Source organism: Streptomyces sp. NPDC046303 (assembly GCF_055588085.1).
Map to the genome: position 1 here is coordinate 65,092 of NZ_JBVJFA010000012.1, position 24,026 is coordinate 89,117.

Genomic DNA, 24,026 nt, shown 5'->3' on the forward strand with positions numbered 1-24,026 from the left:
TCGTTCACAGGCGATCAGCTCGTCTTGCCCAGGGCCCGTTGCACCAGGTCGGCAACGTCCATGGCATCGATCAGTTCCACGTCGGCGGCGGCCGCCGACGGTTCCGCTTCCAGGGCGTCCGCATCCGCGTCCGCGCCGGTCTCGGCCAGGCCGAGGAGGGTGTCCAGTACGCCGGCCTCCTTGAACCGGGCGAACGGCACGGACGCCAGGACCTGCCGGAGTTCTTCCTCCCGCTCGTCCAGGCCGTCGTCGGTCTCCCGCAGGAGCTCGGAGCGCAGGTAGCCGACCAGCGCTTCCGGCGTGGGGTAGTCGAAGATCAGCGTCGCGGGCAGGCGCAGTCCGGTGGCCGCGTTCAGGCTGTTGCGCAGGTTGACGGCGGCGAGCGAGTCGAAGCCGACCTCCTGGAACGCCTGGCGCGGGCCGATGCCCTCCGCGCCGCTGTGGCCGAGGACCGTCGAGGCGTGGCCGCGGACCAGGCGGAGCAGGATGCGGTTCTGCTCGGCTTCCGCGACCGCCCGCAGGGAGTCCGCGAGGGACGAGGCGGCCTCGCTGTTCTCGCCGTCGCCCTGCAGGGCCTGAAGCGCTTGCCTCGCCTCGGGCAGATCGGCGAACAGGGGGCTGGTGCGGACCGAGGTGAACGCGGGAATGAACGCGCCCCAGTCCATGTCGGCGACGGCCACGAACTTCTCGTTGCCCTGTACCGCCTGCACCATCGCCGTCACCGCCAGCTGCGGGCCCATGGGAAGGACACCGCGGCGGCGCAGCTGTGCGAGGGCTGCCTCGTCCATGCCCACGCCGATCTGGTCGAGGGCTCCCCAGGCGATCGACGTCGCCCGCAGTCCGCGGGCGCGGCGCCACTCGATCAGGGCGTCGAGGACGGCGTTCGCCGCTCCGGACGGGCCCTGGCCGCCGCCGCCCCACACGCCGGCGATCGAGGAGAACACGACGAACGCGTCGAGCGGCGTGCTCTCGAACAGCTCGTCGAGCCATACGGCCGTGTCCACCTTGGCGGCGAACACCTCGGCGAGGTCGTCCACGCCGGTGTCGTCGATGGAGCTGGTCTGCTGGATGTCGGCGGCGTGCACCACGGCCGTGAGCGGCCGCTCCGCGTCCGTCGCGGACACCAGCTGTGCGAGCGCGTCCCGGTCGGTGTCCTCGCAGGACTCCACCGTGGTGGCCAGGCCCAGCCCCGCCAGTTCGGCGCGCAGTTCGGGCACGCTCCGGTCGGGTGCGTGCGCGGTGGTCGTGATGACGAGGCGGTCGGCGCCGGCCTGGGCGAGCCAGAGCGAGACGTGCTTGCCGAGTCCTTCGGCGCCGCCGGTCACCAGGACCGTGCCCCGCGGGTGCCAGCCGGTGTCTCCGGTGGAGTCCGGTACGGGCTTGCGCACCAGCCGTCGGGTGTAGACGCCCGAGCGCCGGACCGCGAGCTGGTCCTCACCGGCGGCGGAGTTGAGCACTCCGAGCAGGTACTGGGCCGTGCGCGGGTCGTTGGTGACGGGCAGGTCGACCAGACCGCCCCAGCGGTCGAGCCGTTCCAGCGCGGCCGCGCGGCCGAGGCCCCACAGCGACGCCTGCGCCGGTGAGGCGAGGGTGTCGTGGATGCCGATGTTCACGGCGCCCCTGGTCAGGCACCAGAGGGGCTGCGCGGCGTTGTTGTCGCCCAGGGCCTGGATCAGCGCGAGCGTGGGCGCCGTGGCCGCGGTGGGGTCCTGCGGACCGGTTCCGGTCTGCTGGTCCATGGCGAGCAGGGACAGCACGCCGGTCAGGTCGTGTTCGGCCAGGATCGCGGCCAGCCGCTCGGCGAGCTGCTTGCGGGTGCGGTCGCCCTCGCCGACCTCCAGCAGGACGGTGCCGAGTCCGAGACCGGTCAGCTCGTCCAGGAGGGCGTCGGCCGCACTGCCGTCCGGGCGTCCGGACGGTACGACGACCAGCCAGCGGCCGCCCGGTACGCCGGCCGCTTCGTGGTCGAGCGGCTGCCAGGTGACGTGGTAGCGCAGCTTCTCCGCCGTCGACCTCTCGCGGCGCTTGCCCCGCCACTGCGCCAGTACGGGCACGACGGTGTTCAGGGCGCTGCGCTCGTCGGTCGACGCCATCTCGAGCAGCGCGCCGAGGGAGTCCAGGTCGGCCTGCTCGACCGCGGTCCAGAAGTCGGAGTCCGCGCCTTCGGCCGCATCTGCGGCTTCGGCGGCCCCTTCCGCCTCCTGCAGCCAGTAGCGCTGGCGGTCGAAGGCGTAGGTCGGCAGGTCCACGCGCCGGGAGGCCCCCGTCTGCGGCAGCATCCCGTTCCAGTCGAGCGCGATACCGCGGACGAACAGTTCGGCCATCGAGGCGAGCAGCCGTCGCGGGCCGCCGTCCTGGCGCCGCAGCGAACCGGTCACCACCGCGTCGGTCTCGGTGGCGTCGGCGGTCTCGGTGATCGGCTGGACCAGCACCGGGTGGGCACTGACCTCCACGAACACGCCGTGGCCCTGGCCCATCAGCTCGGCCACGGCGGGACCGAAGCCCACCTGGCCGCGCAGGTTGCGGTACCAGTAGTCGCCGTCGAGCACGCCGGCGTCCGCCACCCAGCCGCCGGTCGCGGTGGAGTAGAAGGGCACCTTCGGCGCCTGCGCGCCGATCCCGGCCAGTGCTTCGGCCAGGGTGTCGCGGACGTCCTCGACGTGCCGGGTGTGCGAGGCGTAGTCCACCGCGACGCGGCGCACCCGGACGCCTTCGCCCGACAGGGCCTCCAGGGCCTCGTCCAGGGCCTCGGCGTCACCGGCGATGACCACCGACGCCGGGCCGTTGACCGCGGCGACTTCGACCCGGTCCGCCCACCGCTCCAGACGGGCGACGGCCTCGTCCGCGCTGAGCGCGACGGACGCCATGCCGCCCCGCCCGGCCAGGTCCTTCGCGATGACCTGGCTGCGCAGGGCCACCACGCGCGCCGCGTCGTCCAGGGACAGCGCCCCGGCGACACAGGCGGCGGCGATCTCGCCCTGGGAGTGGCCGAGCACCGCGCCCGGCTCGACGCCCACGGACTGCCACACCGCTGCCAGGCCCACCATCACGGCGAAGCTGGCCGGCTGGAGTACGTCGACCCGCTCGATGAGCTCGGGTTCGCTCTCGCCGCGCAGGACGTCGATCAGGTCCCAGTCGACCCACGGCTCCAGTGCGGCGGCGCATGCGGCGATGCGCTCGGCGAAGACCGGGGAGGAGTCGAGGAGTTCGCGGCCCATGCCCGCCCACTGGGAGCCCTGGCCGGGGAACACCCACACGACCTTGCCCGGCTTGCCCGACGCGGCGCTGCCGGACACCACACCGGGTGCGCTCTCGCCCCGGGCCAGCGCCTGCAGTCCTGCCAGCGCCTCCTCGTCGGAGCCGGCCACCACGACCGCGCGCTCACCCAGCACCGCACGGCTCGACAGCAGCGATCCGGCCACGTCCGCCAGGGACACCCCGTCGGTGTTCTCGACGAACGCCGCCAGCCGCCCGGCCTGACCGGCCAGGGAAGCGGCGCTGCGCGCCGACACCACCAGCGGGACGACACCCGCGGGCGCCGGCTCCGCCGGGACGGGCTCCGCCTCCTGCGGCGGTGCCTCCTCCAGGATCAGGTGCGCGTTCGTTCCGCTGGCTCCGAAGGAGGAGACCGCGGCCCGGCGCGGGCGGCCGTGCTGCGGCCACGCGCGGGCCTCCGTCAGCAGCTCCACCGCGCCGGCGGACCAGTCGACCTGGCTCGTGGGCTCGTCCACGTGGAGCGTGGCGGGCATGATGCCGTGCTGCATGGCCATGACCATCTTGATCACACCGGCCACGCCGGCTGCCGCCTGGGTGTGACCGATGTTGGACTTCAGCGAGCCGAGCCACAGCGGCCGTTCCGGGTCGCGGCCCTGGCCGTACGTGGCGAGCAGCGCCTGCGCTTCGATCGGGTCGCCCAGGGCCGTACCGGTTCCGTGGGCCTCCACGACGTCGACGTCCGCCGGAGTGAGTCCGGCCGTGTCCAGTGCCCGGCGGATCACCCGCTGCTGCGAGGGCCCGTTCGGGGCGGTCAGACCGTTGGAGGCGCCGTCCTGGTTGACGGCGCTGCCGCGCAGCACCGCCAGGACCCGGTGACCGCGCTCACGCGCCACCGACAGCCGCTCCAGCACCACCACGCCGACGCCCTCGGCCCAGCCGGTGCCGTCCGCCTCCGAGGAGAACGCCTTGCAGCGCCCGTCGGCGGACAGGCCCCGCTGCCGCGAGAACTCCATGAAGGCGTCCGGACTGGCCATGACCGTCGCACCGCCGGCGAGCGCCATCGAGCACTCGCCCTGCCGCAGTGCCTGCGCCGCCAGGTGCATCGCGACCAGCGACGAGGAGCACGCCGTGTCGACGGTGACCGCCGGTCCCTCGAATCCGAACACGTACGAGACGCGGCCCGAGGCCACGCTGGCCGCCGTACCGGTCATGAGGTAGCCCTGGACGTCTTCGGGGACCTGGTGGAGGCGGGTCACGTAGTCGTGGTGGACGATTCCCGTGAAGACGCCGATGTCACGGCCCCTGACGGACAGCGGGTCGATGCCCGCCCGTTCCAGCGCCTCCCAGGAGGTCTCCAGCAGCAGCCGCTGCTGGGGATCCATGGCGAGGGCCTCGCGCGGGGAGATCCCGAAGAGCCCGGCGTCGAACTGCGCGGCCTCGTGGAGGAATCCGCCCGAGCGGGTGTAGCTGGTACCCGGGTGGGCGGGGTCCGGGTGGTAGAGGCCCTCGAGGTCCCAGTCGCGGTCGAGGGGGAAGCCGGACACCGCGTCGCGCTGCTCGGCCACCAGCTTCCACAGTTCCTCGGGGCTGTCGGCTCCGCCCGGCAGGCGCGTGCTCATCGCGACGATCGCGATGGGCTCGTCGGAGACCGGCGCCGCCGTGGGCGCGGTGGGCACCGTGACGCCCTCACCGAGCAGTTCGGCCCGCAGGTAGTCCGCGAGAACGGCCGGTGTCGGGTAGTCGAAGACCAGCGTGCTGGGCAGGTTCACCCCGGTGAGGTCGCGCAGGCGGTTGCAGAACTTCACCGCGCTGAGGGAGTCGAAGCCGAGGCTCTTGAAGGACTGCTCCGCGTCGAAGCCGTCGGCGTCGCGGTGGCCGAGTACGACCGCCGTGGTCTCCTGGACCATGTCCGCCAGGACCTGGTGCTGCTCCGCGGCGGACAGTCCCGCCAGCCGGCCGGCGATCGCCTCGCCCGCTCCTTCGCTGCGCGACACCACGCGCCGGGTGACGGCGGCGGACGGCGTCTGCGCGTCGGCAGCCGCGGCCACGGGCCCGGCCGGTGCGCCGGCGCTCTCCGCCGCGCCCTCGTGGGGCGGGGCGGCCAGGGTCAGCGGGCCGAGGAGCGCGACCGGTTCGCCGGTGGCGTCCGCGAGCTCGAGCAGGTGGCGGCCGTCCGCGTCCGGCGTGATCCGCAGCCGCAGCGAGGCGGCGCCTTCCGCGTACACGGCCAGACCGGTGGACGCGGACAGGTCACGGTCGGCGACACGGTGTCCGGCCGTCGGCGGGTTGCCGGCGGTACGGGAGTCCAGGACGCGCAGTGCCGTGTCGAGGAGCGCCGGGTGGAGCGTGAACTCGGAGGCCTCATCGGCTAGTTCGTCCGGGAGGGCGAGCTCCGCGAAGATCTGCCCGTCCTGCTGCCACACCCGGTGCGCCCCCGGCAGGAGCGCGCCACCGTCGGCGGGCAGCGGCCAGGTCCGCAGGTCGAAGGCCGGCTGCGGCATTCCGGGAACCAGCACGGCTCGTGCGTGGCAGGTCCAGGGCGCCCGCTCCGGGTCGAGGGGCCGCGTGTGGACGCGGGCCCGGCGCCGGCCGTCGGGGCCGGGGCCGTCCACCGACACCCGTACCTGGGCGTTTCCGTGCTCCGGCACCGTCAAAGGCGCCTCGACGACGATCTGTTCGACGCTTCCGCAGGCCACCTCGTCGGCGGCCCGGACGATCATCTCCAGGAGCGCGGCGGCCGGGATCCTGGTCGTGCCGTCCGCGGTCACCCGGCCGGGGAACCGGCTCAGGCTGCGGGGCGACAGCTGCCCGGTGAGCACGACGCCGTGGTCGCCGTGGTCGCCGTCGTCGCCCGGCATGTCGATGACGGTGCCGAGCAGCGGGTGCCGGGCACTGGAGGCGCCGAGCGCTTCCGCGCCGCCGGCCGGGGTCTCGTCGGACTCGACCCAGTACCGCTGGTGCTGGAACGCGTAGGTGGGCAGGTCGGTTCCGGCCGCCGTGGCCGGGCGGCCGAGGACGGTCGCCCAGTCCAGGGCCACACCGCGTACGTGCAGTGCGGCGAGGGCGGTCACGACGTCGGCGGCCTCCGCGCCGTTCTTGCGCAGGGTGGCGATGCAGCTCTGCTCCGGCGCGCCGAGCGTGCCGAGCGCCATCGCCGCGAGGGCGCCCCCGGGGCCGATCTCGAGGAACGTCGTCGCTCCCTGGCCGCTCAGCGAGGTGACCGCGTCGCTGAACCGCACGGCGCTGCGTACCTGGTCGACCCAGTACGCGGGGCTGCTCAGCTGCCCCTCCCCGACGAGCTCGCCCGTCAGGGTGGACACGACCGGAAGGACACCCGGCCGGTACGAGAGGCTTTCCGCGACCGTGCGGAACTCGTCGAGCATGGGCTCCATGAGCTGGGAGTGGAAGGCGTGGCTGACCTGCAGCCTGCGCGTCTTGCGCCCCTGGCCCGCCAGTTCCCCGGCGAGGGCGAGCACGGCGTCCTCGACGCCGGAGAGCACCAGCGCGTCGGGGCCGTTCACGGCGGCGACGCACACCGCACCGTTCGCCCGCTCCAGCAGGGGCGCGACGTCGGCCTCGGTCGCCTGGACGGCGACCATGGCGCCGCCTTCGGGCAGGGCCTGCATCAACCGGCCGCGCGCGGCGACCAGTTTGCCGGCCTCGTCCAGGGTGAGCACGCCGGAGACGTGCGCGGCGGTGATCTCGCCGATCGAGTGGCCGGCGAGGAGGTCCGGTCGGACCCCCCAGGACTCGAAGAGCCGGAACAGCGCGGTCTCCAGGGCGAACAGGGCGCCCTGCGTGTACATGGTCCGGTCGAGCAGTTCGCTGTCGGGCGTGCCGGGGGCGGCGAACACCACCTCGCGCAGCGGGCGCGCCCCGTGGTCGCGCAGGTGCTCTTCCACGGCGGCGCACGCGGCGGCGAAGGCCTCGCGGAAGACCGGGTGGGTCGCGGCGAGTTCGCGGCCCATGCCGGCCCACTGGCTGCCCTGGCCCGTGAAGAGGAGGGCCAGCTTGCCCGGGGCCGGGGTGCCGGAGACGACCGCGGGGGCGGCGTCACCGCGTCCGAAGGCGCTCAGGTCAGCGGTGAGCTGTTCCCGGTCGGAGGCCAGGACGACGGCACGGTGGTCGAGCTGGGCACGCGTGGTGGCCAGGGCGTGCGCGGCGTCGGTGAGGCGCAGGCCGGGCCGGTCGTCGAGGAAGCGGGCGAGCCGCTCGGCCTGGCCGCGCAGTGCGGCCGGGGTCCGCGCCGATACGGGGACCGGTACGGGGACGCCCGCGGGCCCGGGTGCCGGCAGGGGCTCCGGCTCCGGCGTGACCGGCTGCTGGGGGGCCTCTTCGAGGACGACGTGCGCGTTGGTGCCGCCGATGCCGAAGGAGGACACGCCGGCCCGGCGGGGCCGGCCGTTCCTCGGCCAGTCGCGGGCCTCGGTCAGCAGTTCCACGGCGCCCGCGGACCAGTCGACGTGGGTCGAGGGACGGTCCACGTGCAGCGTCTTGGGCAGGACGTCGTGCCGCATGGCCATGACCATCTTGATCACGCCCGCGACACCCGCCGCACCCTGGGTGTGCCCGATGTTCGACTTCACGGAACCGAGCCACAGCGGCTCGTCGCCCTGCCGGTCCTGGCCGTAGGTCGCCAGGAGCGCCTCGGCCTCGATCGGGTCGCCCAGCGTCGTACCCGTGCCGTGCGCCTCCACCACGTCCACGTCGGACGGGGCGAGCCCGGCACCGGCCAGGGCCTTGCGGATCACCCGCTGCTGCGCGGGACCGTTCGGCGCGGTCAGGCCGTTCGACGCGCCGTCCTGGTTCACGGCCGAGCCGCGGACCACGGCCAGCACCTGGTGGCCCCGGCGCCGGGCGTCCGACAGCCGCTCCACCAGGAGCAGCCCGGCGCCCTCGGACCAGCCGGTGCCGTCCGCGCCGTCCGCGAAGGCCTTGCACCGGCCGTCGGGGGCCAGTCCGCGCTGCCGGGAGAACTCGACGAACGTCTCCACGGTGCCCATCACCATCACACCGCCGGCCAGTGCCATCGAGCACTCGCCCCGGTTCAGCGCCTGCGCCGCCAGGTGCAGGGCCACCAGCGAGGAGGAGCAGGCCGTGTCGACGGTGAGGGCGGGACCCTCGAAGCCGAGGTGGTAGGCGATGCGGCCGGAGGTGACGCTGCCCGAACCGCCGGTGAGGCGGAATCCCTCGACGCCGGACGCCTGGTGCATCCGCATGCTGTAGTCGTGGCTGTTGACTCCGACGAACACGCCGACGTCTTCTCCGGCGAGCGTGGTCGGGTCGATCGCGGCCCGCTCGAACGCCTCCCAGGACGTTTCCAGCAGCAGCCGCTGCTGCGGGTCCATGGCGAGGGCCTCGTTCGGCGAGATGCCGAAGAACGCGGCGTCGAACCCGGCGGCGTCATCGAGGAACGCGCCGTGGCGTACGTACGTGGTGCCGGCGTGGTCGGGATCCTCGTGGAAGAGCCGGTCGATGTCCCAGCCCCGGTCGTCGGGGAACTCGGTGACGACGTCGATCCCGTCGGCCACCACGCGCCACAGGTCCTCCGGGCTGTTCACGCCGCCGGGGAAGCGGCATGCCATCGCCACGATCGCGATCGGCTCGTCCTCCGTCGCGACGGTGGCGACCGGCGCGGAGGGTCGCTCCGACGTGCCGCCGAAGAGCTTGGTGCGCAGGTGCTCGGCGAGCGTCGTCGGCTTCGGATAGTCGAAGATCATCACCGGGGAGAGGGTGAGCCCGGTCGCGGCGGCGAGCCGGTTGCGCAGCTCCACCGCCATCAGGGAGTCGAATCCGGCCTCCTTGAAGGTCCGGTCGGCATGGACGGCGTCGGCGGTGGCGTGTCCGAGCACCTCGGCCGCGTTCCGCCGTACCAGCTCGACCAGGGCCTCGGTCTGCTCGGCGTCGCCCAGACCGGCGATGCGCTCCCGCAGGGACGCGGGCCCGGACGGAGCGGCGGCACGTGCCGCCGGCCGCGGCGACGGGGCCAGACCCCGCAGCAGCGGCGGGACCGGAGCGTCGGCCGCCGCGGCCCGCAGAGCGGACACGTCGAACTTCGCCGCCACCAGGGCGGCGGCGGTGCCCGCGTCGGTGCCGCCCAGGGCGGCGTCCAGGAGGGCCATTCCCTCGGTGCCGGAGAGGCCGCTCATCCCGATGCGCTTGTTGCGTCGCAGGTCGGCGGCGCTCAGGTGCTCGGTCATGAAGCTGACCGTCGCCCAGTAGCCCCAGGCGAGGGAGACGGCCGGCAGACCGAGGCCGTGCCTCCGGCGTGCCAGCGCGTCCAGCCAGGCGTTGGCCGCGGCGTAGTTGGCCTGTCCGGGGTTGCCCAGCACGCCCGCGGCCGAGGAGAACAGCACGAACGCGGCGAGGTCCAGGTCGCGGGTCAGCTCGTGCAGGTGCAGCGCCGCGTCCACCTTCGGCCGCAGCACGGTGTCGACGCGTTCCGGGGTCAGCTCGGTGAGCACCCCGTCGTCGAGGACACCGGCGGAGTGCACCACGGCGGTGAGCGGGTGCTCGGCAGGTATCTCCCGCAGGAGCGCCTCGAGTTGGGAGCGGTCGGCCGTGTCGCACGCGGCGATGGTGACGGACGCGCCCAGCGCGGTCAGCTCTTCGTGGAGTTCCGGGGCATGGCCGCGGCGGCCGGCGAGGACCAGGTGCCTGATGCCGTACGCGGTGACCAGGTGCCGTGCGGTCATCGCACCCAGCGTTCCGGTGCCACCGGTGATCAGTACGGTGCCTTCGGTGTCGAGCGGGCGGGGGTGCTGCCCGGCGCCGGGAACCGCTCCGCCCGGCGGGACGGCCACGCGGGCCAGCCGGGGCACCTCCGCCACGCCGCCGCGCACCCTCATCTGGGGTTCGCCGCTCAGTACCACGCCCGGCAGGGCGGACCGGGAGGCGTCGTCGAGGTCGGCCAGCACGATCCGGTCCGGGTGCTCCGACTGCGCCGAGCGCACCAGGCCCCATACCGCTGCCGCGTCGAGGTCGGCGTCGCAGTCTCCGGTGACCACGGCCAACCGGGTCTCGGCGAGGGCCGGTTCGGCCAGCCAGGCCTGGAGTACGGCCAGTGCCGCGTTGACCGAGGCGCGGGGGTCGGCGTTCGCCGCGGCGCTGCCGGCCTCGACCTCGTACAGCAGGACGCCGGGCGCCGGGGCGGCCGTTCGGGCCGAGGCGGCGACGTCCTCGGCGGTGGCGACGGGCACGATGTCGAGGGGCCGCTCCACGGCGGGAAGCGCACACGGGGTCCAGTCGACGCGGAACAGGGCGTCGTGCGTCAACGCTCCGGTGATCCCAGCCTGTTCGGGTGAGAACGGAGTTCCGCGGACGGCTTGGACGGCCATGACGGGCTGCCCCGTCGGGTCGGTCAGCTGCAGACCGGTGCCCTCGGTCGACGTTCCGCCCTCGCGCACGTGCAGCGCGGTGGCGCCGGATGCCAGCAGGGAGACACCGGTCCACACGGACGGGAGCATGCCGTCGGAGAGGACCGTGCGGACGGCGGCGTCCAGCAGGGCGGGGTGCACGCCGTAGCGGCCCGCATCACGGAGGGCGGTACCGTCCAGGGCGACTTCGGTGGCGGGCCCGGTGCTCGGGGGCATCACGCCGGTGGCGGTGGGAGCCAGCGCACCGTGCGCGTGGCGCGTCCACGGCGCGTCCAGAGGGGCGTCCGCGGCGCGGGAGTAGATCTCCACCGAACGCCGTCGTGCCCCGTCGGGCTCGCCGACGGCCACCTGGATGCTGCGGCTGCCGCGCTGCGGCATGACCACGGGCGCGTCGACGGTCAGTTCGTCGAGTACGGGGGCGGCCACCAGGTCACCGAGCCGGATCGACAGCTCGACCAGGGCTGCGTTCGGTACCACGACGGAGTCGGACACCTGGTGGTCCGCGAGCCAGGGGTGCGAGCGGAGCGACCAGCTCGACGTGGCCATGAGGCCGGCCGAGTCCGGCATGCCGACGACCGCGCCCAGCAGCGGGTGACCGGCCGCGGCGAGTCCCAGCGACGCGGCGTCCGTGGCCGACTCGGCCGCCTGGAGCCAGTAGTGCCGGTGCTCGAAGGCGTAGGTCGGCAGGTCCACGCGGGCGTCGGTGGCGCCGGCCGGCAGAACACCCTTCCAGTCCACGGCCACGCCGCGGACGAACAGCTCGGCCATCGAGACCAGCAGCCGTCGCAGACCGCCGTCCTCACGCCGCAGCGAACCCGTCACCACCGCCTCGGTACCGGCGGCGTCGACGGTCTCGGTGATCGGCTGGACCAGCACCGGGTGGGCACTGACCTCCACGAACACGCCATGGCCCTGCTCGACGAGGCCCGCGACGGCCGGGCCGAAGCCCACCTGGCCGCGCAGGTTGCGGTACCAGTAGCCGCCGTCGAGTACACCGGCCTCCTCGATCCACGTGCCGGTGACCGTCGAGTAGAACGGCACCTTCGGGGCCAGCGCATCGATCCCCGCGAGCGTCTCGGCGAGGGCCTCGCGGATGTCCTCCACGTGCCGGGTGTGGGAGGCGTAGTCCACGGCGACGCGGCGCACGCGGACACCGTCGCCGGACAGGGCCTCCAGGGCCTCGTCCAGCGCCTCGGCGTCACCGGCGATGACCACGGACGACGGCCCGTTGACCGCGGCCACCTCCACGCGGTCGGCCCACCGCTCCAGACGCGCGACCGCTTCGGCCTCGCTCAGCGCGACCGAGGCCATACCGCCCCGCCCGGCCAGGTCCTTGGCGATCGCCTGGCTGCGCAGCGCCACCACACGCGCCGCATCCTCCAGCGACAGGGCACCCGCCACACACGCGGCAGCGATCTCACCCTGCGAGTGACCCAGCACCGCGTCCGGCTTGACGCCCACGGACTGCCACACCGCCGCCAGACCCACCATCACCGCGAAGCTCGCGGGCTGGAGCACGTCGACCCGCTCCATCAGCTCGGGCTCGGTCTCACCCCGCAGCACCGCCATCAGCGACCAGTCCACCCACGGCTCCAGCGCAGCCGCACACTCCGCGATCCGCTCCGCGAAGACCGGGGAGGAGTCGAGGAGTTCACGGCCCATGCCCGCCCACTGCGAACCCTGACCCGGGAACACCCACACGACCTTGCCCGGGGAACCGGAGCCGCCGGACACCACACCAGGCGCGCTCTCGCCCTGCGCCAGGGCCCGGAGCCTCGTCAGCGCTTCCTCGGCCGAGTCGGCGACGACCACCGCGCGCTCACCGAAGACCGCGCGGGTCGACACGAGCGCTCCGGCCACGTCCGCCAGGGACACCCCGTCGGTGTTCTCGACGAACGCCGCCAGCCGGCCGGCCTGACCGGCCAGGGAACCGGCGGTCCCCGCCGTCACGACCAGCGGCACGGCCCCGGCGGACGCCACCGGCTGCTGCGCCTCTTCAGCGGGCGCCTCTTCCAGGATGAGGTGCGCGTTCGTCCCGCTCACGCCGAACGAGGAGACGCCGGCCCGGCGCGGACGGCCGTTCCTCGGCCACTCCCGCGCCTCGGTCAGCAGCTCCACCGCTCCCGCCGACCAGTCCACCTGCGTCGTGGGCGCGTCCACGTGCAGCGTCGCCGGCAGCATGCCGTGCCGCAGCGCCTGCACCATCTTGATCACACCGGCCACGCCCGCGGCGGCCTGCGTGTGACCGATGTTCGACTTCAACGAGCCCAGCCACAGCGGCCGCTCCGGCTCCCGGCCCTGGCCGTACGTGGCCACCAGCGCCTGTGCCTCGATCGGGTCGCCCAAGGACGTACCGGTCCCGTGGGCCTCGACCACGTCCACGTCCGCCGGGACCAGTCCGGCGCCGGCCAGCGCCCGGCGGATCACCTGCTGCTGCGACAGCCCGTTCGGCGCGGTCAGCCCGTTGGAGGCGCCGTCCTGGTTCACGGCGCTGCCCCGGAGCACGGCGAGGACCCGGTGGCCGCGCTCGCGCGCCACCGACAGCCGCTCCAGCACCACGACGCCGACGCCCTCGGCCCAGCCGGTGCCGTCCGCGCCGTCGGCGAAGGCCTTGCAGCGCCCGTCAGCGGCCAGAGCGCGCTGCCGGGAGAACTCCACGAAGTGGCCCGGCGTGGCCATCACCGACACGCCGCCGGCCAGCGCCATGGAGCACTCGCCCTGCCGCAGTGCCTGCGCGGCGAGGTGCATCGCGACCAGCGACGAGGAGCAGGCCGTGTCCACCGACACCGCCGGGCCCTCGAGGCCGAGCACGTAGGAGACGCGGCCGGACGCCACGCTCGGCGCCAGTCCCGTGGTCGTGAAGCCTTCCAGCTCCGGTGCGGCCGCAGCGGCGCCGGTGCCGTATCCCTGGCCGAACAGCCCGGAGAACACCCCGACGTCGGCGCCCTTCAGCGCGAACGGGTCGATGCCCGCTCGTTCCAGTGCCTCCCAGGAGGTCTCCAGCAGCAGCCGCTGCTGCGGGTCCATGGCGAGGGCCTCACGCGGCGAGATCCCGAAGAAGCCGGCGTCGAAGAGGCCCGCCTCGTGGAGGAACCCGCCCCGATCGGTGTAGGAGGTGCCCACACGGTCCGGATCCGGGTCGAAGAGGCCCTCCAGGTCCCAGCCGCGGTCGTCGGGGAAGGACGACAGGGCGTCCCGGCCCTCCGACACCAGCCGCCACAGGTCCTCCGGCCCGGCCACGCCGCCCGGCAGCCGGCACGCCATGCCCACGATCGCGATCGGCTCATCGGGGTCGGCCGCCATGGCCGGCTCCGCCTCGGCCCGGGTGATGCCGAGGACCTCGGCCCGCAGGCAGGCCGCCAGCGCCGCCGGAGTGGGGTGGTCGAAGACGACGGTGGTGGCCAGGCGCAGTCCGGTGCTCTCCGACAGCCGGTTGCGCAACTGGACGATCGCCATCGAGGTGAAGCCCATGTCGCGGAACGCGCGGTCGGACGGCACCAGTTCAGGTCCGGTCTGCTGCAGCACGGCGGCGGCCTGGGTACGGACCAGGTCCTCGAGCCGCGCCAGCTGCGCGCGCTCGTCCAGCCCGGCCAGGCGGTCGCGCAGGGCTGCCGTGACGGCCGTGTCGGGCTTGCTCTGCCCCGCCGGGTCGTCGGCCAAGGCGCGCAGGACCGCAGGGACTTCGTCCGTGCCGGCGGTCGGTGCGGCCACGTTCAGGGCCAGCAGCGCGGGGTGGTCCGTCGTGATGACGACGTCGAACGCGGAGAGGAGCAGCCTGCGCAGCCGAGTGGTCTCGTCGTCCGCCGCGTCGCGGCCGCCGGGCCACGCGCCCCAGGCGAGGAAGGAGCCGGGCTGGTTCCGCAGCCGCCGGTTGCGGACGACCGCATCGGCCAGGACGCCGTCGACGGCCTCCGCCGGGTGGCCGGACGCGCCCAGCAGCGCGGCGAGGTCGGAGACCACGACGAAGGCGGCGAGCTCGGCGTCGGCGGTCATGTCGTCCAGCCGCAGGGCGAGTTCGAGGTCATCGGCCGCGTGGACCACTGCGGTGACCGGGCGCGGCAGGTCGGCCAGCGCGGCCCGCAGCGGCTCCGGGTCCGCTCCGTCGGCGGTCACCCGGATGGCGCCGGTCCCGGCGGGACCCTGTCCGGCGTCGGCGCCGGATGCGGTCGCGCCGTTACCGGCGGGGGAGGTGACGAGCAGCAGGTTCTGCGCGCCGTGGGCCGTGGCCAGCCGGTGGGCGATCGCCGCGCCGTGCTCGGTGTCCGCTCCGGTGACCACCACGGTGCCCGTGGCGCCCGGCCAGGGTTCCGGCTGCGGCGCGTCGACGACGGGCAGGCGGTGCAGCCGGGGGACCAGCAGGGCGTCCGACCGCACCGCGAGCTGCGGCTCGCCGCACGCGAGCGCGGCCGGCAGGACGTCCGGGCCCAGGCCGGCCGCGACGTCGATCTCGAGGTCGATAAGGGTGAGCGCTGCCGGACGGTCCTCCTGGATGGACCGGACGACGGCCCAGACCGGAGCGTCGGCGAGGTTCTGCGCCCGGTCCCCCGCGGCGGCGGCGACCGCGCCGCGCGTGAGGACCACCAGGCGGGAAGCCTCCGACTCGGGGCGCACCAGCCAGTCCTGGACCTGCTCCGCCAAGAGCCGGGCGTTGGCGCGTCCCGCGGCGATCGGATCCTGCGTGTCCGCGGGAACCGACGGCGGAACGAGGACCGTCACCTCGGCTGCCGCATCCCCCTCGGCCACCGCGGCGTGCACCGACGCGAGGTCGGGGTACTGGCGCACCGCGGCTCCGGCCGTTCGCAGGGCGGTGACCACTGCGGCCGCCGAGGCGCCCGCACCGGCCACCGCCCAGGTACGGGCCCCGGAGGCGGCGCCCTGCGGCGCTGCGGCGGGAATCCAGTCGAGGGTCAGCAGCCCGTCGTGGTGTCCGGTGGCCGCGTACCGCAGCCGGCCCGGCTGCTCGGCCAGCAGGCGCCGCTGGGTCTTGCCCGATGCGGTCCGGGGTATGGAGGTGACCTCGCGGACCTGCTCCGGCACCTTGTAGGCGGACAGCTGTTCGCGGCACCGGTTGACCAGCGCCGCCGTGTCGAATCCGGCGGGGCCTGGGATGACGTAGGCGACCGGCACCTCGCCGAGCGTGTCGTGCGGCGCGCCGGCGACCGCGGCATCGGCGACGCCCTCGACCGTGCGCAGTACCGCCTCGACTTCCTCGGGGTGGATGTTCTCCCCGCCCCGGATGACGAGTTCCTTGATCCGGCCGCAGATGGTGAAGTAGCCGGCGTCGTCACGCCGGGCCAGGTCGCCGGTCCGGTACCAGCCGTCCTGCAGCGCCGCGGCGGTGGCCTCCGGGCTGTTGTGGTAGCCGACCATGACGTTCGGTCCGCTGACCCACACCTCCCCCTCCTGGCCCGCGGGGACGTCGAGTCCGGTGGCGGGGTCGACGACGCGGACCCCGACGCCCGGCACGGGCAGGCCGCAGGATCCGTCGACGCGGGCGCCGTCCGGCGGGTTGATGGTGATGGCGCCGCAGGTCTCGGTGCTGCCGTAGGCATCGACCAGCGGGACCCCGAAGACCTCTCCGAAGTCATGGCGCAGCCGCGATCCGGTGACGGCGCCGCCGACCAGGCCGATCCGGAGGGACGGTGCGGAGAATCCGTTCTGCTGAGCGGCCGTCACCAGGTGGTGGTAGGTGGTGGGGACACCGGCCAGGAAGGTGGCGCCGCCCTCGCGGAGGGCCGTGATCACGTCCTCGGCGGAACTCCCGTCCATGAGGCGGGCGGTGGCGCCGACCACGGTCACGGACAGCACGCACGCGATGTGCGAGAGGCTGTGGAACAGCGGGAGGGGCCACAGGACGCGGTCCTGCTCCGTCAGCCCCGGGATCGGCACGTAGCAGGAGGCCACGGACCACAGGCAGTTGCGCTGCGTGGACAGGACGCCCTTGGGCCGGCCGGTCGTCCCCGACGTGTAGAACATCCAGGCCACGTCGTCGAGGCCGAGGTCGTCCCGGGCCGGCCCGGACGGCTCGCTGACGGCGAGCTCGTCGTACGAGTGGGCGCCCGCCCGCGCCGGTGCATCGCCCGTCACCAGCAGCGTGATGCCGGCCGCGACGGCGGAGGAGCCCCGGAGCCGCTCCGCCTGCACGGGATCGGTGATGACCACCGTGGCCCCGCTGTCGGTGAGCAGGTACTCCAGCTCGGCCAGGGCCGAGGCGGGGTTGAGCGGCACCCCGATCCCGCAGGCGCGGACGATCGCCAGGTAGCTCTCCACCGTGGACACGGTGTTGCCGAGGCAGATGGCGACCCGGTCTCCGCGCTGGACACCGAGGTCCGCCAGGTGTCCGGCGAGCCGGCGCGTCCGCGCCTCCAGGTCACCGTAGGTGACGGCCCGCCGGTCATCCTCGAAAGCGACCTTGCCGGGGAAGCGGGTCGCGTTCTCCATGACTGCGACAGGAAGTGGCTTGATCAGGTCGGTGCGCACTATGCCGCAGTTCCTTTCGAGAAAAACGAGGAAGAATTACCAGGAGACGGGCAGGCTCTTCAGCCCGAAGACGGAGCCCTTGAGGCTGAGCGGCACGTCGTCGAAATCGACGGCCAGCCGCAGGTCGGGGAACTCCCGCAGGAGGGCCGACAGTCCGACGCGCAGGGCGACGCGCGCCAGGTTCTGGCCCAGGCACTGGTGGACGCCGTAGCCGAACGACATGTGGCCGGAGGTGTCGCGGTCGATGTCCAGCTTCGCGGGGCACTCGAACTTGGCCGGGTCGCGGTTGGCCGCGGGCAGCGACACGGTGACGGTGTCGCCCTTCTTGACCAGCTCACCGTTCAGCTCGACGTCTTCCGTCGCGGTGCGGAAGATCTCGTACTGGTTGATGGTGATGTAGCGGAGGAGTTCCTCGACCGCGCCGTCGAGCTTGGACGGGTCCGCGCGGAGCTCCGCCATCTGGTCCTCGTGGTGCAGCAGGGCGAAGGCGCTCACGGCCAGGGCCGGCCCCGTGGTCCCGAAGCCCGCGAACAGCAGCAGGGCGACCATGTTGCACAGCTCTTCGTCGGTCAGCTGCCCGTCGGTGATGAGGCGGCTGAGGATGTCGTCCTCAGGCTGCTTCCGCTTCCGCTCGATGAGCTCGAAGAAGTAGGTGAGCGCCTGCTCGTAGGCCGGGCCGACCTCCTCCATCTTCGATTCCGGGTTGTGCAGGATCTTCGGGGCGTGCGCGAACCGGTCCCGCTCCTCGTAGGGCAGGCCGATCACCTCGCACACCACCTTCAGTGCGAGCGGCTCGGCGAAGTCCTCCACCAGATCGGCGGTTCCCCCGTGCTCGCGCATGGCCTTGATCTGCTCGTCGGCCATGACCTCGACGCGCGACGTCATCTGGCTCGCCCGGCGGCCGGTGAACTCGCCCGTCAGCAGACGCCGGTACCGGGTCTGGTTGGGCGGGTCCATGTAGATGAACATCCCCGGGATCTCCGGGGAGTTCGGCGTCAGCTCGCCCCAGTGCGTCGTCGGGAAGTGACAGGTTTCCATGGTGTGGCTGAACCGCGGGTCACTGAGGACCTTGCGGGCCAGCTCGTGGCTGGTGGTGAGCCAGCCGACGTGCTCGTCGGGGTAGACCATTCTCGCGAGCGGACGTTCTTCACGCAGCGAGTCGAATATCGCAGGAGGATCGAACTGATGGGTCCGCGCCCAATGGTCCTCGAAGGAAATTGCGTCGCTCATGGAATCCTTCTCACTCGAGATTGTGTCAGTAGCCCCGTAGACCCCACCGGGCCTATTCGGCCAGCTTCTTGAGGGTCTCGTACGCGGTCGCCAGGGAGGCTTCGGCCAGCGGCTTGAACTGCTCCATCTGCGGAACGGACGCGGCCATCGTCAGCTCGGCGGTCACGAACGTCAGGTCCTCTCCGAGACCGACCGACTCCAGAACGGCCCGCAGGTAGGGCTCCTGGAAGTCGAAGGACTCGCGGGGGGTGCCGGGCGCGTACGAACCGCCGCGCGCCTGGATGACCACGACCGACTTCCCGCTGAGCGGGCTGGTCTTCCCCGGCATGGACATGTGCGCCGGGTGGACGACACGGTCCAGCCACGCCTTGAAGGTCGACGGGATGGAGAAGTTGTGCATGGGAACGCCCAGGACCACGACCGACGCCGCGAGCAGCTCGTTGGTGATCGCCTCGGTGAGCTCCCGCTCCTGCTCGCTCTGGCCGTGGTCACCGTCCGGGTAGACGAGGGACTGGTGCACGGGGTGCGTGATGTGCGGAATCGGGTGGGCCACGACGTCGCGGTAGGTGTATCCGCCGCCGGGGTGGCCGGCACGCCACTCCTCGGCGAAGTAGGCCGACAGCTTTCGCGATACGGATTCAGTGCCGATGCTCGAGTCAATGTGCAGGAGGTGCGACATCCCGGAGTCCCCTTACCGATTGAAGAAGAAATGTAGGTCTACGCGTCCCGCGACAGTTCTTCGATTCGTCGAATTCGTCGCGACGGTGCGGTCTTCGATCCTCTGAACCCACACTAGATCCGGCCATGTCGGCACGGCATCCCTCAGCCTGGTAGGGACTGGCCGGTAAGGCCGCTCACTTCGAGCTCCTCGATAGCGGATCTCGAGTCGTTCCGGGAAATTCCTTCAGAACAGCGGGAATTCGACACCGCTGAACGCGCGAGCCGCCGCCGCTCCGGAAAGCGGCGGCGGCTCGACGGGCCTGGCCGAACGGTCAGGCCGAAAGGCCGGGCTCGTTCGGTCAGGCAGAGGCCAGGTCGACCGGCTGGCCCGTCTGCACCGATGCGCGCGCCGCCCGGATGATCCGCAGCGTACGGACCCCGGCTGCGCCGTCCGGTCCGGCGCCCCGTCCCTCGCCGGCGGCGGCGACGAACGCGGCGAGCATGACCGCGTCCAGGTCGCCCCCGCCGGCCTCCCACCGCTCACTGCCCGAGGCGGCGTCGAACACGCCGAGCAGCCGCGGGCGGGCGTTGAACTCCGCGCTCGCCCGTTCGCCGATGAAGGTCATGGCCGGTCCGCCCGCCGCCGACTGGTTCGCCGAATGTCTCCAACTGCAGTCGATGGAGACGACCGTCCCGCTCGCGTAGCGCACGGAGACGAGCGCCGCGCTCTCGACGCCGGGCTCCCCACTCAGGACGCTGTTCGCCTGCGCGTACACCTGCTCCGCCGGCTCCCCGCCGAGCACCGCGTCCACCATGTCGAGGAGGACCGCCGCGTTGGCGCCCAGCGCCCCGCCGTCCTCCGGCTTCCCGGTCGCAGGGCTGTTGTACGACCCGTGAATGGTCGTCAGCCTGCCGAGGGGCTCCCCCTCGGCGAGCCCGTCGCGTACGGCGGTGAACGCGGGGCTGAAGCAGACCGGTGAGGCGAGCGTCAGCCGTACCCCGGCGTCCTCACAGGCGCGCACCATGGCCTGGGCGTCCGCCTCCGTGGCCGCCATCGGCTGCTCGCACAGCACGTGCGCCCCGGCCCCGGCGGCCCGCTCGACCAGTTCGCGCCGGCGGGCGACCTCGCTCGTGACCACCACCGCCTCGGGGCGCAGCGCGAACACCTCGTCCCAGCTGCCCGCGTACGGCACGTCCAGCTCGGCGGCCATGGCCTGGCCCCGGGCCGGATCGCCCGGCGAACCGCCCGGGTCCGCGATGATCAGGTCGACCCCGGGCATGTCGCGCAACAGCCGGGCGTACGCCGCGGCGCGCTCCTGGGCGAACGACAACACGGCGACCTTCATGCGGCGACCCCCTGCGCGGTCAGTTCCACGGCACGTCCTGTCCACGCGGACTCCGCCGCGGCTTGGGTGATGCGGATGGCGGCCAGTCCGTCCCGCGGCCCCAGCCGCGGCTCGGGACCGCCCGTGAACCCCTGGGCGAACTCGCGGATCATGGACACGAACGGGGTTTCCCCGAAGTGCCCGAAGTCCGTGCCGGTACCGCCGAACACCTGGATCTCCTGGGGCCATTCGGAGTCGTAGAGCACCGTCCCGCCCGTACCGGAGACGTGACACGTGAGGCGGTAGGGGGGCACCGGCGTCGCCATCCACCGGCTGACGACCTGGCTGATGGCGCCACTGGCGTGGGTGAGCACGACGGTTCCGATCGCGACGGCTCCGGTGGGGGCCGGTGCGGCGATCTCCCCCTGGTAGTAGGCGTGCACCCGCACGACGTCCCCGAAGACCCAGTAGGCCAGGTCGACTCCGTGCAGCATCTGATCGGTCACGATCCCGCCCGTCCGGGCGGGCGCGTTGCCGGTCCAGGGCCGCGGGTGGTAGCCGGCCACGGTGAACCGGGCGACCGTGCCCGTGCCCACGCGGCCTTCCGCCACCAGTTCGTGGAGGCGGCCGTACGCGGGGGCGAACCGCACGTTGTGGGTCGGGTAGAGCCGTACGCCGGCCCGCTCCGCGGCGGCGACGATCTCCTCGGCCTCGGCGGTGCTGCTCGCCAGCGGCTTCTCGCACACCACGCCCACACCCGCGGCGATGGCCTTCATGGCGATCTCGTGGTGGGTGCTCGTCGGGGTGCAGATGTCCACGACGTCCGCGCCGTCGAGCGCTTCCTCGAGGGAACCGACCACCGTGGCACCGAATTCGCGGGCGAGCTCCTCGGCCCGGCCGTCGGTGGAGTGGACGCGCACGGACGCCCCGACCGTGGTCCACGCGTCCAGGTGGAAGCGTGCGATCAGTCCCGCGCCCATCAGTGCTACTTCAAGTTGCCGCATGGCATCCCCAGCCTTTCTTCCCGATCGCCCTGACAGACGACCCGGCTACGGGAGCCGTCGGCCGGACACAGGCCCGGCACGGCGGCCGACGCCCAGCACGTCTGAAGTCCGACCAGTCTCGCCCGCGGGGCGCGCCGGGACCATCACCAGCGTGGGTAGTCGTCCCGGCCGGGCGCTGCTTCGGGGAGGCCGGTCAGACGTGGTTGACCGGCAGGACGTCCGGGGAGAGGGCGCCCGCGTGGGCCGCGGTCGAGGTCATGCGGCGGCGGTGGTGGCGGCGGCAGAGGACCTCGTAGCCGATCTCCCCCGCGGGGCGGTTCACGTCGCCGACGACCACCTGGGCGCCTTCGACGACCATCTCGCCGTCTATGGTCCGGGCGTTGTGGGTGGCCCGGGCTCCGCACCAGCACAGGGCTTCCACCTGGAGCTGTTCGATCCGGTCCGCCAGCTCGATCAGCCGCTGCGAGCCGGGGAACAGCTTGGTGCGGAAGTCCGTCGTGATGCCGAAGGCGAAGACGTCCATGTCGAGGTCGTCCACGATGCGCGCCAGCTGGTCGATCTGCTCCGGGGCCAGGAACTGCGCCTCGTCCACGATCACGTAGTCGGCCTTGCCGCCCTTGGACAGCTGGCTCACCAGGTACCCGTACAGGTCCATGCCCTCGGTCGCCTCGACCGCCTCCGTCACCAGGCCGAGCCGGGACGAGAGCTTGCCCTGCCCCGCGCGGTCGTCCCGCGTGAAGATCACGCCCACCAGGCCGCGCGCCGAGCGGTTGTGGGTGATTTGCAGAGCCAGAGTGCTCTTTCCGCAGTCCATCGTTCCGGAGAAGAACACCAGCTCGGGCATGGGAAGTACGGGACCTTTCCGGTCGTGGCGGCGGGGGAGGTGGAACGCTGTGGAAGGGAGGGAGGGAGGGAGAGCTGGCGGTCAGGTGCGGATCTCGAGCAGCGGGACGAGCTGCTCGGCCGCGGTCATGGAGCCGTGCATGCCGACGAGGGAGGACTCGTTGGGCTCGTTGCGGGAAGCGGTGATCGCCGCATCGGTCTGGGCGGCCGCGACCACGTCGCCAATCCGGCGGAGCACGCGCTCGTCACACTCGCCGGGGGGCCCGAACCAGCCCAGTTCCAGGGCCTCTTCGCGGCTCGCGACCCAGAACCGGTCGCCGAGCACCTCGCGCCACACCGTCAGCACGTCGGCCTCGGCGCCCGGCACCGCGTAGACGTGCCGGGCCCGGCCCTCGCCGCCGAGCAGGGCCACGCCCGCGCCCAGCTCCCAGTCCTCGTCGAAGTCGATCCGGGAGTCCTCGTCGAAGGGGACGTCGACCATGCCGTGGTCCGAGGTCACGTACAGGGCGGTACGGGGCGGCAGTTGCTCGGCGAGGCGCTGGACGAGCCGGTCGACCAGCATCAGCTGGCCGCGCCAGGCGTCGGAGTCCACGCCGTGGCGGTGGCCGGCGCCGTCGAGCTCGCTGAAGTACGTGTACACGAGCGAGCGGTCGCCGGCGGCGAGCTGGATCGCCGCGAGGTCCATCCGCTCCTCGCCGGTCATCCGCCCGTGGAAGGTGCCGCCGGACAGCGCGATCTTGGTGAGCGGGGTGGTCTGGAACGCGGGCGAGGACACCTGCGCGGTGTGCACCCCGGCCTTGTCGGCCTGCTGGAAGACGGTCGGGTACGGCTGCCAGGGCTTCGGCGAGGTCCACGGCTGCCAGCGGAGCTGGTTCATCAGCTCGCCGGTGGCCGGATTGCGCACGGCGTAGCCGGGCAGCCCGTGCCGCGCGGGCGGCAGACCGGTGCCGACCGAGGCCAGCGAGGTGGCGGTGGTCGCCGGGAAGCCCGCGGTGACCGGGCGGCCGGTGCCGCCGCGCGAGCTGCCGAGCAGGGAGGTCAGGTACGGGGCCTCGTCCGGGTGGGCCTTGATCTGCTCCCAGCCCATGCCGTCGACCAGGAACACGCAGTTCCGGTCGGCGGGGGTCAGCTCCGCGATGGCGGCGGAGTAGCCGGGGACGCCCTGGCCGGCCGCGAGGGTGGGCAGCAGGTCGGCGAGCGAGCCCGTGCCGTACTCGGGGACGGGCGCGGTCGCGAGATCGAGCAGCTCCGGCTCGTCCTGCCAGTTCTGCGCCGCGGGGTAGGCCATCAGCGTGCGGAAGGAGAGGACGTGGCCGCCGTGGCCTCGGAGAGCGCCTGCGCGAAGACCAGCGTCTGGCGCACCGCCTCCGGGCCGTCGCCCGCCTCGCTGACCCGCAGGCTGAGGTCGTCGGCGGTGGAGTTGCCGGTGTAGCCGTGGTCGGAGTCGCAGTTCGGGTCGCCGCAGGCGGCCGGCTCCAGGTCGATCCGGGAGACCGCGCCCCAGCCGATGGTCAGGACGACCTCGCGGGGCAGCGTGCCGGGCGTGTAGGACTCCGGGTTGGCGACGACGCGGCTGAGCACCACGGAGGAGATGCTGGAGAGCTTGACCGACTCGGTGGAGGTGGTGGCGTACGGGGACGGGGACCCGGCGTCCGCGGCCTGCTCGTCGGTGTGGCTGACGATGAAGCGGTTGCCGGTCAGGACCAGCACCGTGACGTGGCGGCGGACCTCGTTGGAGTCGAAGGTCGTCTCCTGGTGGACCAGGTACGACGAAATCGGCTCGCCGCCCACCGCGGCCTCCACGGCCTCGGCCACGAGGGCCGGGTAGTAGCCGCTGCGCTCGATCGCCGTGCGCAGCCCCTGGGTCGTCGTACCGGATTTCGCCATGAGGT

General features: G+C 73.2%; 8 protein-coding genes. All 8 read right to left on the minus strand.

What is annotated here, in order from left to right; genetic code table 11:
• Positions 1-14 precede the first annotated feature (14 nt).
• Positions 15-17,033, minus strand: coding sequence for a type I polyketide synthase (locus ACZ6I1_RS14900; RefSeq protein ID WP_469287135.1), 17,019 nt, complete (start codon positions 17,031-17,033; stop codon positions 15-17).
• Positions 17,034-17,108: 75 nt separating this feature from the next.
• Positions 17,109-18,302, minus strand: a complete 1,194-nt coding sequence (locus ACZ6I1_RS14905) for a cytochrome P450 (RefSeq protein WP_469287136.1) — start codon at positions 18,300-18,302, stop codon at positions 17,109-17,111.
• 52 nt (positions 18,303-18,354) lie between these two features.
• Complete coding sequence (locus ACZ6I1_RS14910) at positions 18,355-18,981, minus strand: FMN-dependent NADH-azoreductase (RefSeq protein ID WP_469287138.1); 627 nt, start codon at positions 18,979-18,981, stop codon at positions 18,355-18,357.
• A 340-nt stretch (positions 18,982-19,321) separates the two neighbouring features.
• Positions 19,322-20,308 (minus strand): Gfo/Idh/MocA family protein, encoded by a 987-nt coding sequence (locus ACZ6I1_RS14915; protein WP_469287141.1) that lies wholly within the window; start codon positions 20,306-20,308, stop codon positions 19,322-19,324.
• Positions 20,305-21,267, minus strand: a complete 963-nt coding sequence (locus ACZ6I1_RS14920; protein WP_469287143.1) for a Gfo/Idh/MocA family protein — start codon at positions 21,265-21,267, stop codon at positions 20,305-20,307. The genes ACZ6I1_RS14915 and ACZ6I1_RS14920 overlap by 4 nt, the downstream gene beginning before the upstream one ends.
• Before the next feature lie 217 nt (positions 21,268-21,484).
• Complete coding sequence (locus ACZ6I1_RS14925) at positions 21,485-22,135, minus strand: thymidine kinase (protein WP_469287145.1); 651 nt, start codon at positions 22,133-22,135, stop codon at positions 21,485-21,487.
• 81 nt (positions 22,136-22,216) lie between these two features.
• Complete coding sequence (locus tag ACZ6I1_RS14930) at positions 22,217-23,422, minus strand: alkaline phosphatase family protein (protein ID WP_469287147.1); 1,206 nt, start codon at positions 23,420-23,422, stop codon at positions 22,217-22,219.
• The gene (locus tag ACZ6I1_RS14935; RefSeq protein ID WP_069924106.1) at positions 23,422-24,021 is read right to left on the minus strand and encodes a DUF5998 family protein; all 600 of its coding nucleotides are present in this window, start codon (positions 24,019-24,021) and stop codon (positions 23,422-23,424) included. The genes ACZ6I1_RS14930 and ACZ6I1_RS14935 overlap by 1 nt, the downstream gene beginning before the upstream one ends.
• Positions 24,022-24,026: the final 5 nt, after the last annotated feature.

Bases quoted from the DNA above. Each gene is read 5' to 3' on its own strand.
- ACZ6I1_RS14900 (WP_469287135.1), bottom strand. From the start codon at position 17,033: ATGGAGAACGCGACCCGCTTCCCCGGCAAGGTCGCTTTCGAGGATGAC.
- ACZ6I1_RS14905 (WP_469287136.1), bottom strand. From the start codon at position 18,302: ATGAGCGACGCAATTTCCTTCGAGGACCATTGGGCGCGGACCCATCAG.
- ACZ6I1_RS14910 (WP_469287138.1), bottom strand. From the start codon at position 18,981: ATGTCGCACCTCCTGCACATTGACTCGAGCATCGGCACTGAATCCGTA.
- ACZ6I1_RS14915 (WP_469287141.1), bottom strand. From the start codon at position 20,308: ATGAAGGTCGCCGTGTTGTCGTTCGCCCAGGAGCGCGCCGCGGCGTAC.
- ACZ6I1_RS14920 (WP_469287143.1), bottom strand. From the start codon at position 21,267: ATGGGCGCGGGACTGATCGCACGCTTCCACCTGGACGCGTGGACCACG.
- ACZ6I1_RS14925 (WP_469287145.1), bottom strand. From the start codon at position 22,135: ATGCCCGAGCTGGTGTTCTTCTCCGGAACGATGGACTGCGGAAAGAGC.
- ACZ6I1_RS14930 (WP_469287147.1), bottom strand. From the start codon at position 23,422: ATGGCCTACCCCGCGGCGCAGAACTGGCAGGACGAGCCGGAGCTGCTC.
- ACZ6I1_RS14935 (WP_069924106.1), bottom strand. From the start codon at position 24,021: ATGGCGAAATCCGGTACGACGACCCAGGGGCTGCGCACGGCGATCGAG.